Consider the following 19851-nt stretch of genomic DNA (forward strand, 5'->3'; position numbering starts at 1 on the left):
CGGCTACCACAAGGCAGGGCCAGAATTGAGGCGGCAGTTTTTTGAGGAGGCCCTATTTCATTATATAGAGGGTGCATAGTCAGACGCTTTATTCCGTTAAGCATGATGGTTGGGGCCATTTCGCGTCCACAAACGACCTTTGTGTAAGTTAGAGCCCAGCCGAGATCGATTGCCAAGCTGGCTGCATATTTATTGACAAGGTCCAGATGATCGGGGCCGGAACGTTTAACTGGGCGGGAGGCGAAAAGGTCGGAACTCATGATGGCCGCAAAGCGAACATTCCGGTTGATATGCTTGAACGCGAGAAGGGGTGTGTACCGGTGGAGGTTTTCCAGGGAGGCGTGGGATCGTGTCAGTGAAGAGGTGAATCGTCTGGAGCTGAGCTGCAACGGCTTGCCATCGGGCCTGCCGATGGTTTTTGGATAGACCGACTCAACCATTTCCATGGCGAAGTTTGTCCAGGGAAGCAATATTTCCCTCGGCAAGGGTTTGGGCATGGCTCCATCTCCAGGGATCAGCGGGAACCCCAACCGCTGTTTCGTTGGCCTTCGCCTGTCTCCCCCCCCTTTAAAGTGGGGGCCGGAGGCGTCGCCATTCGCCCGTAATTTCCGTAACTAGAAGACCTCCTTGATGGCCTTTCTCAATTGTTCACGGGAATAGCACGGGATTCCGGGGACATCAGCGTCCAGAGGCTGCGAGGAAGTGAGCTTCGGAGAAATTACCGCCATAGCCGTGCCCTGCCCCGCACCCTTGCTTGACGCGGAACTCTTTCCCCGCTGGGTTTGTGCGGAGTTAGCGGCTATACGATCTGAACTATTGGATTTCATGGTTCATTCCCTCGAAAGACCGACACGTCACCCGAACTGGTCGCAGTTATACCAATCTATGCTGTGATTATTGCCCATTATGCGCCCCATCGCAAGCGTTCCCTGAGCAACAACCGGAAATTTCCGTAAAAAAAATCACCCACGGAGAGCAGGATGGAGGGGAGGTTTGCCGATTTGGGTGACGGGATTCACTCATCGGTGGCTGCCGGACTATTCCGGGACCGGGTTTTAAGAATGGCTGAAATCCGAACCGTTCTTGGCGACAAAATGAATTCCTTCCCTGCAAAGGGTGGAAGAGGGCTAGTTGCGCAATTAATTAATAGCTCCTTAATGTCATTCATAAATACTTCTGCATTCTGTGCAATGGAATCGACAGCCTGTTCAGCCTCTTCCTGATACTGGATGATGGCAATGACCGGATGAGTCAGCGCGGATTCGGTGGTGTCGTGAAGGATATCCAGAAACGGCCCGTGGTTCTCGTCCTCGGGGGTGCGCACGCTGAATCGCGCCACGGCCAGATAGCGGCTCATGGGAGGAACCTTCTCCAGGAGGGCGAGGCGGGTTTTGGCCAGAAGTTCCGCATTGGAGCCTAAAACGTTTTCAAGCTTTTCCTGAAAGTAGTCGACAACCGAGACGATGTTCAAACTGAAGGAAAAGTCCAAGCAGATGTTAGTCGCATGGCGTTTATTATAGTCCTTTTCATTCCAAATCGTCAGGGCCATGTAACAGACCACGCTTCGGTTCAACAGGGCGAAGGGGTCGGAACGCAAGCCTTTCGGAACCATCACGATCATAGCGGTTGGAATGAACTCTCCCAGTTGGGAAGCCCACGCCGAGGTCTCCGGGCAGGCTTCTTGCCCGGTGGTTATATCGTGGGATACGTCTCCGACACCGAGATAGCTCAACGTGACGTACCGTTTGTTGGAATGCCCATTATCCTTTTTGTTGTTTATCGCGAAGCTGATATTGGGTCCGATGCCGTCATCATGGATGAAGACGGTCTTCAGTTGGGCCTCCTGAAGGTTGGGGGGGTGTGCGTCGCTATCAAAATGAGAGGGGACAACGGAACGATACCCTATCAGGAGGTTGACATGGTCCAGTTTGTTTCCCGGAAATTCGCCGTAAAGGAGGACGGGAAACCCCCCGGCGAGGAACATGGAGGCATAACAACAAAACCTGTATTGACTGAACCGGTTATTTGGATACCCAATGTCGCCCTCGATGACGCAGGCATCCAGTCCTCGAATGGCACGGATGGCCTCCACGATATTGGCCTGGGTTAATCTGTTGGAAGGAAAGGTGCGGTTTCCCGAGGCGTAAAAGCGATGGGCATCCTGGGTGATTTCGGGGGTGGTGGAGCTGAAATGCCGGTATGGGGAGGCCTGCTGGGCGATCCATAGGGCGATGGTGGCGCAGGCTCCGGTGGCCTGGTCCTGTTGCTGCCAGCTCAGGCCGACCACCGTCAGGGGAAGGCCCGCGATATGGACCTTGTAGGGGCGCGAACAGGCGGTTATCCGAGGGGTGTTCCTGGAAGATTTGTCATCCGTCCAGCGCAGCACGGTGCGCCCCAGTGGGGCGTTCGGGATTGGTCTCAGGACCATGAACCCCTGGTAACGATCCTGCAGACGTTTTTGCGCATTCTTGTCGCCCGACAATGCCTGAGTGAGCATTTCCCGGGTGAGGGGTTCGCCAGAAAAGAAGTGAAGGCGCCGACATAGATTGGTGATACCGAGCATGCTGGAGGAGTAATAGGCAGCATGCTGGCTGAGAAATTCCCAGTCTACATAATTGGGTTCCACCAGCAAAGACGTTACATTAAGCTTTTTTAGGTAACACTGAATATATTCGAGCTCACGGGTTCGTGGCCTAAGTAGGACCAGAGGATCTTCTTCAGGAAAAGCTCTGAACTCCAGTTCGGCGGGCTTGTGACAGGCCTCCATGTCGCGGCGGTCGCTGAAATAATCTGGCCTTGTCGTTGGAGGTTCGGAAGTTGACATCGTCCAATGGTCCGGTTTGTTTATTTTAAATTGGTGGGGAATGCTATCCCAAGGGGCTATCGGAGTCAAGATATGGGTCTCCCATGGCTGAACGGATTGAAACCGGCGTAACCTATGGGAACCGATAACGCAAACTGGGGGCCACCCTGCGTCAAAAGTTGGTGGGAGCAAAATATTGGCACACGGAAGAGTGACGGGTGGGGTTTCCGGACCGGTTCGGCGTCAGGACTCTTCCTTGCTGTAACCGAGAGCTGACAGGGTGCGGCGCCAGTTGTCCTGCAACTTCTGGGAGGGCTGCGTCCAGACTGTTGGAGTGGATGTGGGAATGCTTTCCAGAGGGGTCCATGCCTCGGGTGGAACGATCCAGAGATTGTATCGGGATTCCGGTTGGGTTGTACCCGGTTCCGGGGTATTAACCGCCACGTCGGGGGATGATGTGCTGGGACGTTTGGATGTGTTCAAGGGAGTGGTCCTGGGGAGTAGGAGAAGCCTACCCCTCAAGTCAGCAACCCGTATGCCAGTAAGGGGGGGGGAACGACCAAGGAGGATACACGCTCAGGTTGGCCCTTCCGGAACGAACGGGGTTTGGCAGGGGATGCGTGACCGAGGGGGCGAAAGAACCCCCTCGGTTTGCTTCAGGTTGTGCGTTTAGAGCGTCTGCACCGCGATGTCACGCAGCACGAAACCGGCGTTGGCCAGTTGATCGCCGGCATTGGACAGGTGGCGGTAGATTTCGCGACGTTTGAAGATCTCGAAGATGCGGCTGATGCCCTGGATGTTGGCGTCGGCAGCCTTGTCGGCGAAGGCCTGGAAGGCCTCTTTGGCCGTGAACAGGGTGGACAGGGCACGGCGATAGAGCTTTTCGATGCTGCGCTCGGTTTTCATCACCTGTTGCGCCTCCACCACCGACGCCTCCTGGTTGGGGTCGCCCGGTCGCAGATGACGATATCCGTCCCGCAGCAACATGGCGCCTTCGTGCAGGGCCTGAACCATGTCCACCATGTGATCGTCCGGCTTGACGCCCAGAACCTGCATCTCCCGAATGGTGGTTTTGCAGTAATTGGTCACCATGTCGATGCTCAAGGCCGCGCGACGGATGTCTTCCCGGTCCAGACTGGTGGAGAAGGTGCTGCCCAACAGCGTCAGATTGCGATTCTTCAGCACATCCCCCTTCTTTTCCAAAGCGGCGATGATCTCCTCCTCCTCGGGGGACTGGTTCTTCATGTACGCCACCAGATGGGCCGTGGTCTCCACCTGCAGTTCACACTGCTCCACAAGAAGGGCGTAAAAATCAGGAATGCCAGGGAAAATGGCGCTCTTGAACTTGGACATCATGGATTCGCTGACTTCAGCCTCGCTCATGGAAACTCCCCCCGCCTCAAAAGTAGATGATCCATTGAAGAACAATTCCATGGGCCAAGGGGGAAACCGCCTCGCCGTTGCCAGCGACCAGCCACCTCCCGAGGAGCCCCTGAAAAGTGACTCTAACGGAACATTATTACAATTTCATTAAATTTCGGTAACATTGGCGCAATATTTAATAATTCGGCAACGTTTTCGTCGGGGCGCGATGTGCGGGGAAGGGAGACCATCGTCTTGTTGGATTTGGTTCAGGGTGAGGCTTTTGTTCCTTTCAATATTTAATATTTTAAAAATAAAAATAAATATTATATAATGGGACTTTCGGTTTGCCTGCAAAATATTTACTATACCACGTCCACTTTGGAATGCGTAATATTTCTGTAACCTTTCAGGATCCCGCGTAGCGCGATATGACGAAGTCAACGGCGAAAGGAAAAGTCCCAGGGGTGCCCCCTGGACCCCATGGGATTGAACGTCAAAAAAAAGGAAGAGTCCCAGGGCGCTGCCCTGGACCCGTCGGGGGGGATAATCCCCCCCGAACCCCCGTATTCCGGCGGAAGCCTTCAAGGCGTGTTGAGCATCTTCGCCAGGTCCAGGTCAAACCAGTATTTGTCCGGTTCGCGGGTGTACCAACACGCCTCCGGCGGCACCCGGTCGCGTGCCGGATCGACGGCCTTCCGGGCCAGCAGGGCGGCCAGTTGCGCCGCCTCGTCGTCTCCCGTGGCGGCAGCCTTTTCATACCACTGTCGAGCCGCCTCCGTGTCGATGTCCACGATATATCCCAACAGATGCAGATGCCCCAACCGCTTCATGGCCGCAGCGTTGCCCAGTCGCGCCGCCCGCTTTTGCCAGACCAGACCCAGACGGTGCAAAGCATAGCGCTTCGGTGACAGAAAAGAAGTACCCAACTCCCCGAGGATTTCACCCAACGGCAAATCGGGGAGGTATTCCAGGAGCCACCGAACAACCTCTTCCCCGGCTTCCTCCGCCAGCGGTGTGCCCTCCGGGGTCAAATCCGCCGCGATGGCCTGTAGAATCGGATTCACCGGAACATCCCGTTTCGCCATCTCCGTCAACAGGTTGCGAGCCTTTGCCAGATGCGCCGCTGTCAGGGGAGCTTCCGTCAGCAGGAACTTCACCAGGGTATGCCCGGCGTAAAGAGAACCCGCTGCCGCCAGGGGTTCCAGCAGAGGCTCTAGTTGCTTCAGGCCCGATTCGTCCTGTGTCCCGAATAAGATGCGAATGGTTGTGGCCACCCGTGCCAAATGCCGATCTTTATTGACCAACTCTTGCAGCAACGATTCCGCTTTGGCATCAAGCTCTTTATTCGAGTTGTGGACGAATACCAAATGAAGCGCCAGATGATAGCGCCCGTATTCGGAACCGGAGTTGGCCACCTTTTCCCACCAGGAGTGGGCAGCCGCCTCATCCCGTGGTTTGCTTCGGTCATTCTCCCAGGCGAGAAGGATTTGCGCCGCCACGAAGCCCCCTTCGGCGGCGCGCTTCATCCAGGAACGGGCCGATTCCCCCGGCTTGCCATCCGCATCGATGCCGCTCAGAGCCAGTTGCCACATGGCCAGGGTATCGCCCTTTTCGGCCTCTTTTTGTAACGTCTCCGCGTCGGGCAGAAGGGGTTCGGCGCTCTCCTGCTTTGTGATTTTCCGCTGCCACGGCTCAATGGGCAACAGAGCGAAGATGCGGTCCCAGTCGCCTTTTACGAGCAGTCGGGCGCTTTCCCGCGCCTCGGCGATGTGCGGCGCGGCGTGAAGATAGCCGCCGGCTATCTGCCAGGGGGTGTACGACCCAAAGCCGTATATCCCCAGCTCCGACCGCAATAACTCGCCCTGGGGGTAATGGTCGACCATCAGATCGTTCAGCAGTGTGGAGGCGTTCGGTATCAGAAAGGGGTGTTGGGAGAGGAACCACTGTTTGACCATACCAAACAGAATCGCGTCGGCCCGGTTCCGATCCGTCATTTGCCGGAACCAGTGGCGAATCTGTTTCACTCCCTCCTCCGGGTTGTCCAGGTTGAAGAGGAGGGCGTTTTCCAGCATGAGGGCGCGGGCCTCATCCGTCATCTTCTCGCCGGGCCGGGTGAGCCAGTATTTGGCCTTTTGATAGTTGGCCGTCTCCTGGCCTGAGGGAAGATTGAGGTAGGCTTCCCCTACGATACGGCTGGCAGAGGACTTCCCTTTTTCGGCAAGGGGCATGGCCAATTCGATAGCCCGTTCCGGATCCTTGGGACTGTCGTACAAGCCTTGCAACGCCCTTTCCGCCAACATCCATCGGGCCTCGTCGGAACCCGATGCCATCAAGGCTTCCAGTTCCGACACGGCCCAAGGGATATCCTGTTCGCCCAGATCACCGACAAGGAGGTGGTAGGCGTACAAACGTCGCAGACGATCGACTCCTGAAGCAGCAGCCTTTTTCCACCAGAAGAGGGCTTCTTTATTGTCGGCAGGCAGGAGTTTTCCCTCCATCAACTCCTTGGCAAGGAATTCCTGCGAGGTATTATTATTCGCTTCCGCACCTTTGCGCAGCCAGTGCAGGTAAAGCGAGTTGTCCTGGGCGGTTCCACGGCCTCGATAATAGGCGCGACTGATAAAGAACATGGCCCGCCCATTGCCCTGCTCTGCTGCTTTGTGAAACCAGAGAAGGCCTTCCTGGATGTCTTCCTTTATATCTTCTCCATAATATAATTTTATACCATAATAGGTCTGGGCTTCGGCATTACCCTGTCGGGCCAGGGTTTCGTAGATCTGACGCGCTTGGGCGCGTTCTTCCGGGGTGCCCTCGTTAAGCTGATTCGCCCTGTTCAACTCCTGTTCCGGCTCCGCCGCGCCCAGCAGGAGGGCAAAGACCAAATAAAGGCATCGCTTCATGGTGGTTTCCCGGTAGAAAAGGGCGATACGCCGGGTGACGTATCGCCCTGGATTGGGGTTAGTTCGGCGTCTGTTCCCCGTATTCCGGCGGAAGCCTTCAAGGCGTGTTGAGCATCTTCGCCATGTCCAGGTCAAACCAGTATTTGTCCGGTTCGCGGGTGTACCAACACGCCTCCGGCGGCACCCGGTCGCGTGCCGGATCGACGGCCTTCCGGGCCAGCAGGGCGGCCAGTTGCGCCGCCTCGTCGTCTCCCGTGGCGGCAGCCTTTTCATACCACTGTCGAGCCGCCTCCGTGTCGATGTCCACGATATATCCCAACAGATGCAGATGCCCCAACCGCTTCATGGCCGCAGCGTTGCCCAGTCGCGCCGCCCGCTTTTGCCAGACCAGACCCAGACGGTGCAAAGCATAGCGCTTCGGTGACAGAAAAGAAGTACCCAACTCCCCGAGGATTTCACCCAACGGCAAATCGGGGAGGTATTCCAGGAGCCACCGAACAACCTCTTCCCCGGCTTCCTCCGCCAGCGGTGTGCCCTCCGGGGTCAAATCCGCCGCGATGGCCTGTAGAATCGGATTCACCGGAACATCCCGTTTCGCCATCTCCGTCAACAGGTTGCGAGCCTTTGCCAGATGCGCCGCTGTCAGGGGAGCTTCCGTCAGCAGGAACTTCACCAGGGTATGCCCGGCGTAAAGAGAACCCGCTGCCGCCAGGGGTTCCAGCAGAGGCTCTAGTTGCTTCAGGCCCGATTCGTCCTGTGTCCCGAATAAGATGCGAATGGTTGTGGCCACCCGTGCCAAATGCCGATCTTTATTGACCAACTCTTGCAGCAACGATTCCGCTTTGGCATCAAGCTCTTTATTCGAGTTGTGGACGAATACCAAATGAAGCGCCAGATGATAGCGCCCGTATTCGGAACCGGAGTTGGCCACCTTTTCCCACCAGGAGTGGGCAGCCGCCTCATCCCGTGGTTTGCTTCGGTCATTCTCCCAGGCGAGAAGGATTTGCGCCGCCACGAAGCCCCCTTCGGCGGCGCGCTTCATCCAGGAACGGGCCGATTCCCCCGGCTTGCCATCCGCATCGATGCCGCTCAGAGCCAGTTGCCACATGGCCAGGGTATCGCCCTTTTCGGCCTCTTTTTGTAACGTCTCCGCGTCGGGCAGAAGGGGTTCGGCGCTCTCCTGCTTTGTGATTTTCCGCTGCCACGGCTCAATGGGCAACAGAGCGAAGATGCGGTCCCAGTCGCCTTTTACGAGCAGTCGGGCGCTTTCCCGCGCCTCGGCGATGTGCGGCGCGGCGTGAAGATAGCCGCCGGCTATCTGCCAGGGGGTGTACGACCCAAAGCCGTATATCCCCAGCTCCGACCGCAATAACTCGCCCTGGGGGTAATGGTCGACCATCAGATCGTTCAGCAGTGTGGAGGCGTTCGGTATCAGAAAGGGGTGTTGGGAGAGGAACCACTGTTTGACCATACCAAACAGAATCGCGTCGGCCCGGTTCCGATCCGTCATTTGCCGGAACCAGTGGCGAATCTGTTTCACTCCCTCCTCCGGGTTGTCCAGGTTGAAGAGGAGGGCGTTTTCCAGCATGAGGGCGCGGGCCTCATCCGTCATCTTCTCGCCGGGCCGGGTGAGCCAGTATTTGGCCTTTTGATAGTTGGCCGTCTCCTGGCCTGTGGGAAGATCGGTGTAAGCATCTCCCACAATTGCGCAGGCCTCGGGATCTTCCTTTTCCGCCAGAGGCATGGCCAACTCGATGGCCCGTTGCGGATCCTTCGGGCTGCCGTGCAAGCCGAGCAACGCCCTTTGCGCCAGAATTATCCGGGCATTATCGGAACCCGAGGCCATCAAGGCTTCCAGTTCCGTCACGGCCCAGGGGATATTCTGTTCTCCCAGATCACCGACAAGGAGGTGGTAGGCGTACAGGCGCCGCATACGTTCGACTCCTGATGCCGCAGCCTTTTTCAGCCAGGATAAGGCCTCTTTATTGTTAGCCGGCAGGAGTTTTCCCTCTATAAGCTCTTCAGCGAGTAATTCCTGGGAGGAGCTATGACCCGCTTCCGCTCCTTTGCGCAGCCAGTGCAGATAGAGCGATTCGTTTTTTTGGGGGCCATAGCCATGATGATAAGATCGACCTAAATAATACATAGCCCGACCATAACCCTGTTCTGCAGCTTTTTGAAACCAGTAAAAGCTTTGATTATAATTTATAGTTGTGCCATCTCCAAAATAAAATTTTGTGCCATATTCGGTCTGGGCTTCGGCATTACCCTGTCGGGCCAGGGTTTCGTAGATCTGCAGAGCCTGGGCGCGTTCTTCCGGGGTGCCCTCGCTAAGCTGATACGCCCTGTACAACTCCTGTTCCGGACTTGCTGCGCCCATCAAGAGTGCAAAGAGCAAATAGAGATATCGTTTCATGTTGGTTTCCCGGCAGAAGAGGGCGATACGCCGGGTGACGTATCGCCCTGGGTTGAGGTTAGTTCGGCTTCTGATCTTCCGGTTTTTGTTGAGTCGAATCTTCCGGTGGTTTTATTCCCATATTTTTTAGCTGGATGCTTCGAGCCTCCTTCTCTTTCTTTTCTTGTTCTGTTGAATATTTATTAGTGGCTTCAGCCATGCATTTCTCCTGGTTTGTTTGCCCCCCGCAGCCATCGATTGCGGCCTTCCTGCTATTTTCCCCGTTTCCACTGGGAAGCTTCTTGCCTATCTCTTCTCCATGATCGGCAATGAACTTAACACCCTTTAATCCATACTTTAATGGGGGGTATTGTATCATGTCGATAACCTTACCGATGCCTTTATCGGCAAGCCAAGCACCAGCTTCTTTCAACCACCGCATTATATCTTCGAAACCACTTCCCCCATCGCTTTGCGTCGTCTCCGCCGCCGCCATCATCATGTTGGGGAAGCCGTTCGCTGGTGTTTGTCCCGTCATCCCCTTCAGCATACTGCCGATGCCGGCGAGGGCGCCGCCACGGGCCATCGGTTCCAGAGTGGAGAGATCCCAGTCCGGGTGTTGCCGACTGATATCCTGCAGGGCGAGGCGGTTCAGGCCGAGTTGCAGTTCGGGGCTCTCCCACAAATCGTCGGCGTCGTTCGAGGCGCCGAAATCCCACTTCGGGATGGCGGGTTGGCGGGAGGAGGGTTTGTTGCCGACCATGTCCGGCAGGGTCTTCTCCGCGTCGTTGGCCCACTTCGGCTGTGGAATCCCGCCCGGCAGATCCCAAATGTCCGGTCCGTGCTTGCGGGCATGTTCCTGGGAGTCGAAGGTGGCCTGAACCTCCGGGGCGGGGTTCGTGGTGTCCCAGCCCGTCTCCCGGCGGATTTCCGCCGCGCGGTTTTCGACCCACAGATTCTGGTTGTCCTCCCGCTGCTGTTGTTTACGCCACTCCGGAATGGCAGGTTGTGCCTGCAGACCATTTTGCCTCTCTTCCGGCAGGGATGGGAAGGGTTGAGGGCGTTTTGTCGCACTGTAAGACATATTATCCTCCTGATACTTCTGCAAGGTGCAAGACGACCCGATTGCCGTCGATCAGGCTATTATAGGAAAAATAAAAGGACATGATAACGCGCGAAAGTTCACAAAACGGCAAAAACAAGCAAAAAATAGCCACTTTTCGAAAAATATTTTTGGCATCCGACAGAAACTTCACTTGACAAGGGCGTTTGATTTGGTGAAAGGCTTTGGCGGGTGGTGAGGAATGGATGTTTCGACTTTCAATATTTTATCCTTTAAGTATCAAAAAAAGAAAATGTTCTGTCCTTTGACTTTATTTATTCTGTTTAATAAGAATTAATTATTTAAGTAATATAATTTAAAAAAAAACAAATTAATCAAAGTCAAAAGACAGAACATTTCCTTTTTTTGATACTTAAAGGATAAAATATTGAAAGGCGGTTCAGCAGACTTTGGCGCTGTCCGGGCGTCTGACCAGCAGGATCACCGGCCCCAGGCCCGCCAACACCAGCGTCACCGCCGGCAGGGCGGCCCGTTCCCATTCCCCCTCGGAGGTCATTTCGAAAATGCGTACCGCCAGGGTGTCCCAGCCGAAGGGGCGCAACAACAAGGTGGCCGGCATCTCCTTCATCACCTCCACCAGCACCAGCGGCAGGGCGGTCAGCAGACTCGGGGACAACATCGGCAGATACAGATCCTTCAACAAGGCGTTCGGTCTGGCCCCCAAGGTGCGCGCCGCCTCTTCCAGGCTGGGCCGGATGCGGGCCAGTCCGCTTTCCACCGGTCCGTGGGCCACCGCCAGAAATCGCACGCCGTAGGCCAGCAGCAAACCCAATACGCTGCCGGTCAACACCAAGCCCGGCACCCACCCGCTCAACTGCCGGTCGATCCAGGTGAAGGAGAGCATGACCCCCACGGCCAGCACCGAACCGGGCAGGGCATAGCCCAGGGTGGCCAGGCGCACGGCGGCGTCGCCGCCCGGAACGGGTCGCCGGTTGGCGAAACCCAGGATCAGAGCCGCCGCCGTGGTGACCAGGGCGGCAATTCCCCCCAGCAGCAGGGTGTGCAGCAGCAGTTGCCCGTAACGGAGGTCCAGATCCAGTGTCAACCGCCGCCCGGCCCAGAGCAGCAACTGACCCATGGGCAGCAGAAAGGCCAGCAGAAAGACCAGCCCGCAAAAGGCGGAGGCTGCCCAGGCTCGTGTTCCCTGCAGGCGGATGGGTCGGGTCCGGCCACCCTGGTCCGGGCCGTGGTAGCGTCCCTTGCCCCGCATGCGGCGCTCCAGGGTCAGCAGCAGGGCGGCGAAAAGCAGCAGCAGGGAGGCCAGTTGCGCGGCGGCGTTGAGATTGAACAGACCGAACCAGGACTTGTAGATGGCGGTGGTGAAGGTGTCGAAGCCGAAGACCGCCACCGCGCCGAAGTCGGCCAGGCTTTCCATGATGGCCAGCGCGGCTCCGACGGCGATGGCGGGTCGGGCCATGGGTAGCGCCGCTTGAAAGAAGGCTCCCCAGGGGCCGCGTCCCAGAATGCGCGACGCCTCCAGCAGGCGTTGTCCCTGTTGGCGGAAGGCGCTGCGGGCCAGCATGTAGACATAGGGGTAGAGGACCAGCACCAGGACCAGCACCACCATTCCCGCCGAACGCACGTTGGGGAACCAGGGCAGTTTGGGACCGAAATGGCTTCGCAGCCAGCTTTGCAGGGGGGATCCCAGATCGAGGAAGCCCAGGGTGGTGAAGGCCAGCACGTAGGTGGGGATGGCCAGGGGCAGCATCAGGGCCCAGTCGAAGAAGCGACGGCCGGGAAACTGGCAGAGGCTGGTCAGGCCGGCCAGGGCGGTGCCCAGAAGCACGACGCCGAGGCCGACGCCTCCGGCCAGGATCAGGGTGTTGCCCAGCAGGGTGGAGAGTACGGTTTGGGACAGGTGACGCCAGACCGCTTGTTCGGTGACCAGCCAGGAGGAGGCGACCACCAGCAGGGGGATGGCGGAGGAGAGGGCCAGCAGGGCCGCCAGGGTGTGCCAGATGGTGAGTTCGGGGAAAGGGGGGGATCGTCTCATGAGCAATCGCTTTTCAGTTATACGGGGGTCCGGGGGGGATTATCCCCCCCGGTGGGGTTCGGGGCGAAGCCCCGAGGTTTTATCCGTTGACGTGTCCGTAAGCGGTCCGCCGCCGCCAATGAAATCCCCGGAGCTGCCAACCGCACCCAACGGATTTATCGCGGCGGACCGCGGGGGGGCAAGGGGGGCCTCATCCCCCCATCCTTGAACGCCACACCCGACGAAAAGCCGGGGTCTCCTGCGGCACAATTCTTTCCGTCAACGGCGCACGTCAACGGATGGGGGGATGAGGCCCCCCCTTGCCCCCCCCCGCAGTCCGCAGCGGTTAATCCGGTTTGTACGGGTGGTGAGTTGGTGCGCTTCCCTTGATGCTGCGGACCGCTACGGCCACGTCAACACCTCGGGGCTCCGCCCCGAACCCTTCCGGGGGGGTTAACCTCCCCCCGGACCCCCGTATTTTCCGCTTATTTATAGCCCACCCGATCCATCAACATCACCGCGTCCGCCTGATGCTCGCCCGCCTTGACCAGCGGCATCTCATCCGCTTTGAACCTTCCCCAGGCGCTTACCGACGGACTCGCCGCCACGGCGGCATTCACCGGATACTCCTTGTTCAAATCGGCGAACAGCCGTTGCGCCTCCTCCGTGGTGAACCACTCCAGAAGCTTCACCGCTCCGGCGCGATTCCTGGCATGAGCCGTCACCCCCGCCCCCGAAACGTTGATGTGAACCCCGCTCTCCTTCTGATTGGGCCAGTAGAGGGCCAACGGCATGTCGGGGCGCTTCTCCTGCAACTCGCCGAAATAGTAGGTGTTGACGATACCCACGTCACACTGCCCCGCCAGAATGGCCTCCATCACCTTGGTGTCGTTGGCGAAGGGGGCGTCCGCCAGATTGGCCACCCAGCCCTTGACCACCGCTTCCGTCTTCTCCAAACCCAGCCGGGCGATCAACATGGCCACCAGCGACTGGTTGTAAACCTTTTTCGAGGAGCGCAGGCAGAGTTTGCCCTTCCACGCCGCATCCGCCAGATTCTCGTAGGTGGAAAGCTGTTCCGGCTTGACCCGTTCGGTATGATATACCAGAGTCCGGGCCCGTACCGTCACCCCGAACCAACGATGTCCGGGATCCCGCAGATGGGCCGGAACGTTCTTGTCCAATACCTCCGATTGCACCTCCTGCAACACCCCCTCCTGTGCGGCGTTCCACAAGTTGCCCACATCCACCGTCAGCAGCAGATCCGCCGGGGTATTGGCTCCTTCCGCCTTGAGCCGTGCCGTCAGCGGGGCGGCATCGTCCGAGAGGAAACGCCCTTCGACGCCCGTCCGGGCCTTGTAGGCATCCAGCAGCGGCTTGATCAAATGGTCCTTGCGGGCCGAATAGATCACCACCTCCTCCGCCATCGCCAGCGTGGGCATCATGCTCAGAACCAATCCCGCCAGCAAGACCCGTTTTCCCCTGCGCATCGTTATCGCTCCTGTAGGACTGTCAAAAAGTTCATTTTCATGTAATGATAATCATTCGTGATAAATTGTCAAGGCTTTGAGGGAGTCGCCGAACCCCCGCAGCCAAGCCGGGATATATCCTTTTCCTTTCAATATGTTATCCTTTAAATATCAAAAAAAGGAAATGTTCTGTCTTTTGACTTTTCAGTGGCCTCTGCACAGCGGCGTGATTGTATCAACGGCGAAAGGAAAAGTCCCAGGGGTGCCCCCTGGACCCCATGGGGTCGGACGTCAACAGCAAAAGTCCCAGGGCGCTGCCCTGGACCCGTCGGGGGGATAATCCCCCCGAACCCCCGTATATCTGAACAGATACAATAAAAGACAACTGAAAAGTCAAAGGATAGAACATTTTCTTTTTTTGATACTTAAAAGATTAAGTATTGAAAGAAAAAACTAAAAATATATTCCAGCTTGGTGTTTGGCGTTTTGCAACCCATTGCCTTATCAAGGCGTTTCTCTGGGGAAGAGAACGAGATGGGCCGGACTGATGCAGAGGTGGGGTTCCGCGCCGACCGGCAGGTCGATGCGGGAGGGGAAGAGGGCCATGAGCCGGGTGTTTCCGGGGAGTTGCAGCAGGTAGAGGATTTCGGAACCGCGAAACTCCTTGAGCAGCACCCGTCCCGTGAGGGGGGATGCGGGGTCGGGGATGACATCGTCGGGGCGGATGAGGATTTCGACCGGGGCGTTGGGGCCGAAGGGGTAGGCGCAATCGCCGTCGAGGGTGCAGAAGCTGGTTTGCACCAGGGAGGGGGCGAGCAGAGTGCCGGGCAGAATGACGCCTTCGCCGATGAAGTCGGCGACGAAGCGGTTGCTGGGCTGGTGGTAGAGGTCGAAGCAGTCGCCCCACTGTTGCAGTTCGCCCTGATGCAGCACGCCGGCGCGTTGTCCCCAGGAGAAGGCCTCCTGCTGATCATGGGTCACCAGGATGCCGGTTTGGCCCTGGCTGAGAAGGATATCGCGCACTTCGCGCCGCAGCCGTTCCCGCAGATCCACGTCCAGGTTGGAGAAGGGTTCGTCGAGCAGCAGCAGGCGGGGTCGGGGGGCCAGGGCGCGGGCCAGGGCGATGCGTTGTTGTTGTCCGCCGGAGAGTTCGTGGGGATGGCGGCGATGCAATCCGCCCAGTCCCACCAGCTCCAGGAGTTCGTCGACCCGCTGGCGCTGTTGTGCGCGGGGCAGCTTGCGCAGGCCGTAGGCGATGTTGGCGGCCACGTCGAGGTGGGGGAAGAGGGCGTAATCCTGGAAGACCAGCCCAATCTGACGCTCTTCCGGGGGCAGGGTGAAACCCGGTCGGGAGATGACCTGACCATCCAGTCGGATTTCGCCCGATTCCAGGGGGATGAAACCGGCGATGGCGCGCAGCAGCGTGGTTTTGCCGCAGCCGCTGGGTCCGAGCAGGCTGGCCAGCTCGCCGGGATGGATGTGCAGGGTGATCTCCTGGATAACCGCCTGGGCGCCCAGGCGACAGCGGATGCGGTTGAGTTCGAGAAGATTGGCCATGGCCTCGCAGGCACTGTTGCTGGAGTGTAACTGAGAATGATTCAGTATACATGTAAGAGGCCACGGAGAGCAAGGGGTTTGTCCCGAATGGCAAAGGGTATCCGGAATTGTCAAGATTTTATCGATATGTTCGATTATACTGTTTATCGGGGGAGGCTGTGTCTGTTTTCCGATCGGGTTTGCAACCCGGAAAGCGTAACTTGCTGCACATGAACCAAGCCATTGATCTGTTGATAGTCGACGACTGTTCCGAGGATGCGCAGCACCTGGCGCTGGTGGTTTCTCAGCACGGGGTGACGGTTCGTTGGTACCGGGTGGACCGGGAAGAGGTTCTGGTGGCGCAACTTCGGGAGAAGCGTTGGGATGCGGTGCTGTGTGAGGTGGCGCTGCAGGCCCTTCGCCCCCGGCGGGTATTGGAAGTTGTGGTGGAGTTGGCCGGGGATGTGCCGGTGGTGGTGATTTCGGGGAGTGTTCCGGAGCAGGAGTCTTTGGAGCTGTTGCGCCTGGGAGCGCGGGACTTCTTTTCCAAGAACAATCTCACCCGCCTGCCGCTGGCCTTGCAGCGGGAGATACGGGATTACGAATCGCGTCGGCAGCGTCGTCGGGCCGAAGCGGAGTTGCGGGACAGCGAGGAGCGTTTCCGGCAGTTGTTCAACGGCATCGGCAGCGGGGTGGCGGTCTACCGGGCGGTGGACGAGGGGGATGATTTTGTCTTCATCGATTACAACCCGGCGGCGCAGTGTATCGATGACACTTCCTGGGAGGAGGTGATCGGTCGGCGCGTGACGGAGGTTTTTCCGGGGGTGCGGGAGCTGGGGTTGTTCGAGGTATTCCGGCGGGTGTGGCGCAGCGGGCGGCCCGAGCAGGCCCCGTTGGGCGTCTATCGCGACCGGCGGCTGACGGGTTGGCGGGAGAATTACGTCTACCGACTGCCGAACGGGGAGGTGGTGGCGGTATTCAATGATGTCTCCGAGCGCAAGCGGGCGGAGGAGGCCTTGCGGCAGGCCAAGGAGGATGCCGAGGCGGCCAACCGGGCCAAAAGCGATTTCCTGGCGCGCATGAGTCACGAGATCCGCACGCCGATGAATGCCATTCTCGGCATGACGGATCTGTTGTGGGAGAGTCCGTTGAACGCGGAGCAGCGCCGCTTCGTGCAGGTGTGTCGATCCGCCGGGGAGAACCTGTTGAGCGTGATCAACGATGTCCTGGACTTCTCCCGGCTCGAAGCGGGTCGGTTTACCTTGGAGGCCATTACCTTCCGGCTGGAGGATGAGTTGGATGTGGCCTGCGCGATTCTGGAGGAGCGTGCCGGGGTCAAGGGGTTGGAGTTGAAGCGTTCGGTCTCTGGAGAGGTGCCGGAGTTCGTGCGGGGGGATCCCATCCGCTTGCGGCAGATCTTGTTGAATCTGTTGAGCAACGCCATCAAGTTCACCGAATCGGGCTATGTAAGTGTGGGGGTTCATGCTGCCGAACCGGTGGGGGTTTTGTCGGAGGGGGAGACGTTGTCACTCGTCTTCGAGGTGGAGGATACGGGCATCGGCATCGAGGCGTCGAGTTTGGCCACGGTATTCGAAAGCTTCGTGCAGGCGGATTCGTCCATCACCCGTCGCTTTGGCGGCACGGGTTTGGGGTTGGCCATTTGCAAGCGGCTGGTGGATTGTATGGGTGGGGAGATTCGGGTGGAGAGTGTTCCGGGGCGGGGTACTTTGTTCCGGGTCATTCTCCCAATGATTGTTGAAAAGTGGTCGAGTACCTCCGTGATGTTGGAGCCGGGGAGGAGTGAATCGGATGACAGCGGTATCTGTCGGGTGCTGGTGGTGGATGATTCCGAAGACAACCGATTGTTGATGCAGGCTTTTTTGAAAAACGAGCCGGTGGAGGTTCATTTCGCGGAGAATGGGGTGGAGGCGTTGCAGTGCATGGAGGCGCAGCATTTCGATCTGGTGCTGATGGATTTGCAGATGCCGGTGATGGATGGTTTCCGGGCCACCCGGCTGCAACGGCTGAAGGAGCGGGAGAGGGGGGGGACGCGACTGCCCATTCTGGCCTTGAGTGCCTATGTGACCTCGGAGCATGTCGCGGAGTGTCTGGCGGCGGGGTGTGATGCTCATTTGCCCAAGCCGGTCAAAAAGGCGCGGCTGTTGGAGGCCATTCGCCACCATGCCCGAAGGGGGCGGGAGGGGTGAGGGAATCCTTTCAGTAATACAGGGGTCCGGGGAGGGACTCATCCTCCCCATCCTTGAACGTGCCGGGAATACTCAGCCGGGGATGTTCGCCCAATGCAGATTTCGAGCAGGCCCGATCCCCGGTGGCCAGGGCGCCGGCCAAAGGCCGGTCCACACCTCGGGGCGCGGCCTCGAACCCTGGCGGGGGGATAATCCCCCCGGCCCCGTTGGAACAGAAAAGCCTCGCATTGCCAACTTTCCCGGTCTCATATTATATCAAGTAATTTGAATGTGAATAATAAATTTGACTATAGCTCCGATTTGCCTCATTATGAGTCGTCGGGCGTCCTCTTGGGGTGCCTCTGTTTCGCCCAACGCCGGCAGCGGGTCGGGGCACCGGGGGGCAAGGGGGGTTCGATGCGGCTTGTTGTAGAGGGGTGATCTTCGTCCATTCTGCCGGGGTATTTTCCGCACCAGGCCCGGGCAACCCGTCCTTTTGCACTTCTTGTCGCGCGTTCACTTCGGCTATGCAGCGGCGGTTGTTTCGCATGCCGTCCCGACATCTCCTTCTTGTTCGTATGCGTTTTTTACCGGATTTCCGAACGTGGTTTCGGGGCGTCCGGGTTTTCAAATCCGGTGCCGGCCATGGGGTACGGTATCGGGTCAATTTCCGTTTTTCTTCAACTGCTGAAGAAAACAATTCTACTGTGAAAGAACCGAATCCATGATGAACAAAATCAAGTTGTTGGCCTTGTCTGCCGTTTTCGTGCTTCCTTTGGTTGCCTTTACCGCTTCCCCGGCGCAAGCCTTCTGGGGTTGGGGTAACAATGGCAATAATGGTAATGGATGGGGCAATGGCAACGGCAATGGCTCCGGCAGTGGCAATTTTGGTTTCAATATGAGTGGTTCCGGCAATGGTGCCGGCAACGGGTATGGCGACAACGGCTGGAACAATGGTTGGAACAATGGCTGGGGCGGTCCGGGATATGGCTATCCGGGCGGTGGTTGGGGTGGTCCGGGGTATGGTGGTCCGGGCTATGGCGGGCCGGGGTATGGTGGTCCGGGCTATGGTGGACCGGGTGGTTGGGGTGGTCCGGGTGGTGGTTATGGTCCGGCTGGTTTCGGTCCGGGTGGACCGGGTGGCTGGAATCCGGGCATGGCTCCTCAGGGACCGGCTGCCGGCGAAGCCAAGCGGTAGTTTTCGGGTTGTGTGAAGTCAGGAGGGGGGGGCGAGAAATCGCCCCCCCTTTTTTTTTGCGAAAAGGGGGAAAAGAAAGTCATACGGTGGGGATTATCTCGACGGGTCCGGGGCAGTCCCCGGAACGTGCCTTTAATCTTTTGACTTTTAATATTTTATCTTTTAAAAATCAAAAAAAGAAAATGTTTTGACTTTTTATTTTTTTTTATGTATTTAATTAATAAAATAATTTAAATTAAAATATTTAAAAATACAAACAGAACGTCAAAGGATAGAACATTTTCTTTTTTTGATACTTAAAAGATAAAATATTTAAAGGAATAAAAACGCCGCCTTTAATCAAATCCAATGCCTTTGTCAAGTGAAGTTTCTGACGGATGCCAAAAAAATTTTCAAAAAGTGGTCGTTTTCCGCTTAATTTTGCCGTTTTGTGAACTTTCGCGCGTTATCAAATCTTTTTGATTATCCTATAATAGCCTGATGGACGGCAATCGGGTCGTCTTGCACCTTACAAAGGTATCAGGAGGATAAAATGTCTTACGGAGCTACAAAACGCCCTCAACCCTTCCCATCCCTGCCGGAAGAGGGGCAAAATGGTCCGGACGCACAACCTGCCATTCCGGAGTGGCGCCTGCGGCAGCAGCGGGAGGACAACCAGGTTCTGTGGGTCGAAAAACGCGCGGCGGAAATCCGTCGGGAGAAAGGCTGGGACGACCTGAACCCCGCCCCGGAGGTGCAGGCCACCTTCGACTCCCACGAACATGCCCGCAAACACGGGCTGGGCATCTGGGATCTGCCGGGCGGGATTCCGCAGGAGAAATGGGCCAACGACATGGAGAACAACCTGCCGGGCCTAGGGCGTGTTGACATTCACCATCTTTTGGTCCCTGGCCGCGTTGCAATCCGG

The 19851-nt window shown here is 57.6% G+C and carries 13 protein-coding genes; 3 read left to right on the plus strand and 10 right to left on the minus strand.

Annotated features, from left to right (window positions below):
• The 10 genes from HQL56_09435 to HQL56_09480 all read right to left on the minus strand — a co-directional run.
• On the minus strand, positions 1-497 hold a 497-nt coding region (locus HQL56_09435; protein ID MBF0309737.1), incomplete at its 3' end, for a hypothetical protein.
• Positions 498-1015: 518 nt separating this feature from the next.
• Complete coding sequence (locus tag HQL56_09440; GenBank protein MBF0309738.1) at positions 1016-2824, minus strand: hypothetical protein; 1809 nt, start codon at positions 2822-2824, stop codon at positions 1016-1018.
• A 222-nt stretch (positions 2825-3046) separates the two neighbouring features.
• Complete coding sequence (locus HQL56_09445; protein ID MBF0309739.1) at positions 3047-3286, minus strand: hypothetical protein; 240 nt, start codon at positions 3284-3286, stop codon at positions 3047-3049.
• A gap of 186 nt (positions 3287-3472) precedes the next feature.
• Positions 3473-4186 (minus strand): DUF47 family protein, encoded by a 714-nt coding sequence (locus HQL56_09450; protein ID MBF0309740.1) that lies wholly within the window; start codon positions 4184-4186, stop codon positions 3473-3475.
• Between the two features lie 563 nt (positions 4187-4749).
• The gene (locus tag HQL56_09455) at positions 4750-7068 is read right to left on the minus strand and encodes a sel1 repeat family protein (GenBank protein ID MBF0309741.1); all 2319 of its coding nucleotides are present in this window, start codon (positions 7066-7068) and stop codon (positions 4750-4752) included.
• 97 nt (positions 7069-7165) lie between these two features.
• Entirely contained in the window at positions 7166-9484 is a 2319-nt protein-coding gene (locus HQL56_09460) for a sel1 repeat family protein (protein MBF0309742.1), read from the minus strand.
• A 58-nt stretch (positions 9485-9542) separates the two neighbouring features.
• Positions 9543-10547, minus strand: coding sequence for a hypothetical protein (locus tag HQL56_09465; GenBank protein MBF0309743.1), 1005 nt, complete (start codon positions 10545-10547; stop codon positions 9543-9545).
• A 418-nt stretch (positions 10548-10965) separates the two neighbouring features.
• On the minus strand, positions 10966-12579 hold the full coding sequence (locus HQL56_09470) for an iron ABC transporter permease (protein ID MBF0309744.1): 1614 nt from the start codon (positions 12577-12579) through the stop codon (positions 10966-10968).
• Positions 12580-13043: 464 nt separating this feature from the next.
• Positions 13044-14045, minus strand: a complete 1002-nt coding sequence (locus HQL56_09475; protein ID MBF0309745.1) for an extracellular solute-binding protein — start codon at positions 14043-14045, stop codon at positions 13044-13046.
• 483 nt (positions 14046-14528) lie between these two features.
• Positions 14529-15581 carry an ABC transporter ATP-binding protein gene (locus HQL56_09480; protein ID MBF0309746.1) on the minus strand — a complete coding sequence of 351 codons (1053 nt, stop codon included), beginning with the start codon at positions 15579-15581 and terminating at the stop codon, positions 14529-14531.
• 200 nt (positions 15582-15781) lie between these two features.
• On the opposite strand from HQL56_09480, the gene HQL56_09485 reads away from it, so the two are divergent.
• The 3 genes from HQL56_09485 to HQL56_09495 form a co-directional block, all read left to right on the plus strand.
• Entirely contained in the window at positions 15782-17767 is a 1986-nt protein-coding gene (locus tag HQL56_09485) for a response regulator (protein MBF0309747.1), read from the plus strand.
• A 703-nt stretch (positions 17768-18470) separates the two neighbouring features.
• Positions 18471-18944, plus strand: a complete 474-nt coding sequence (locus HQL56_09490; GenBank protein ID MBF0309748.1) for a hypothetical protein — start codon at positions 18471-18473, stop codon at positions 18942-18944.
• 532 nt (positions 18945-19476) lie between these two features.
• Positions 19477-19851 (plus strand): hypothetical protein (locus HQL56_09495; GenBank protein MBF0309749.1); only part of this gene is annotated, 375 nt, incomplete at its 3' end.

The sequence above is a fragment of the Magnetococcales bacterium genome, assembly GCA_015231925.1.
In the GTDB taxonomy this organism is placed as follows: domain Bacteria; phylum Pseudomonadota; class Magnetococcia; order Magnetococcales; family JADGAQ01; genus JADGAQ01.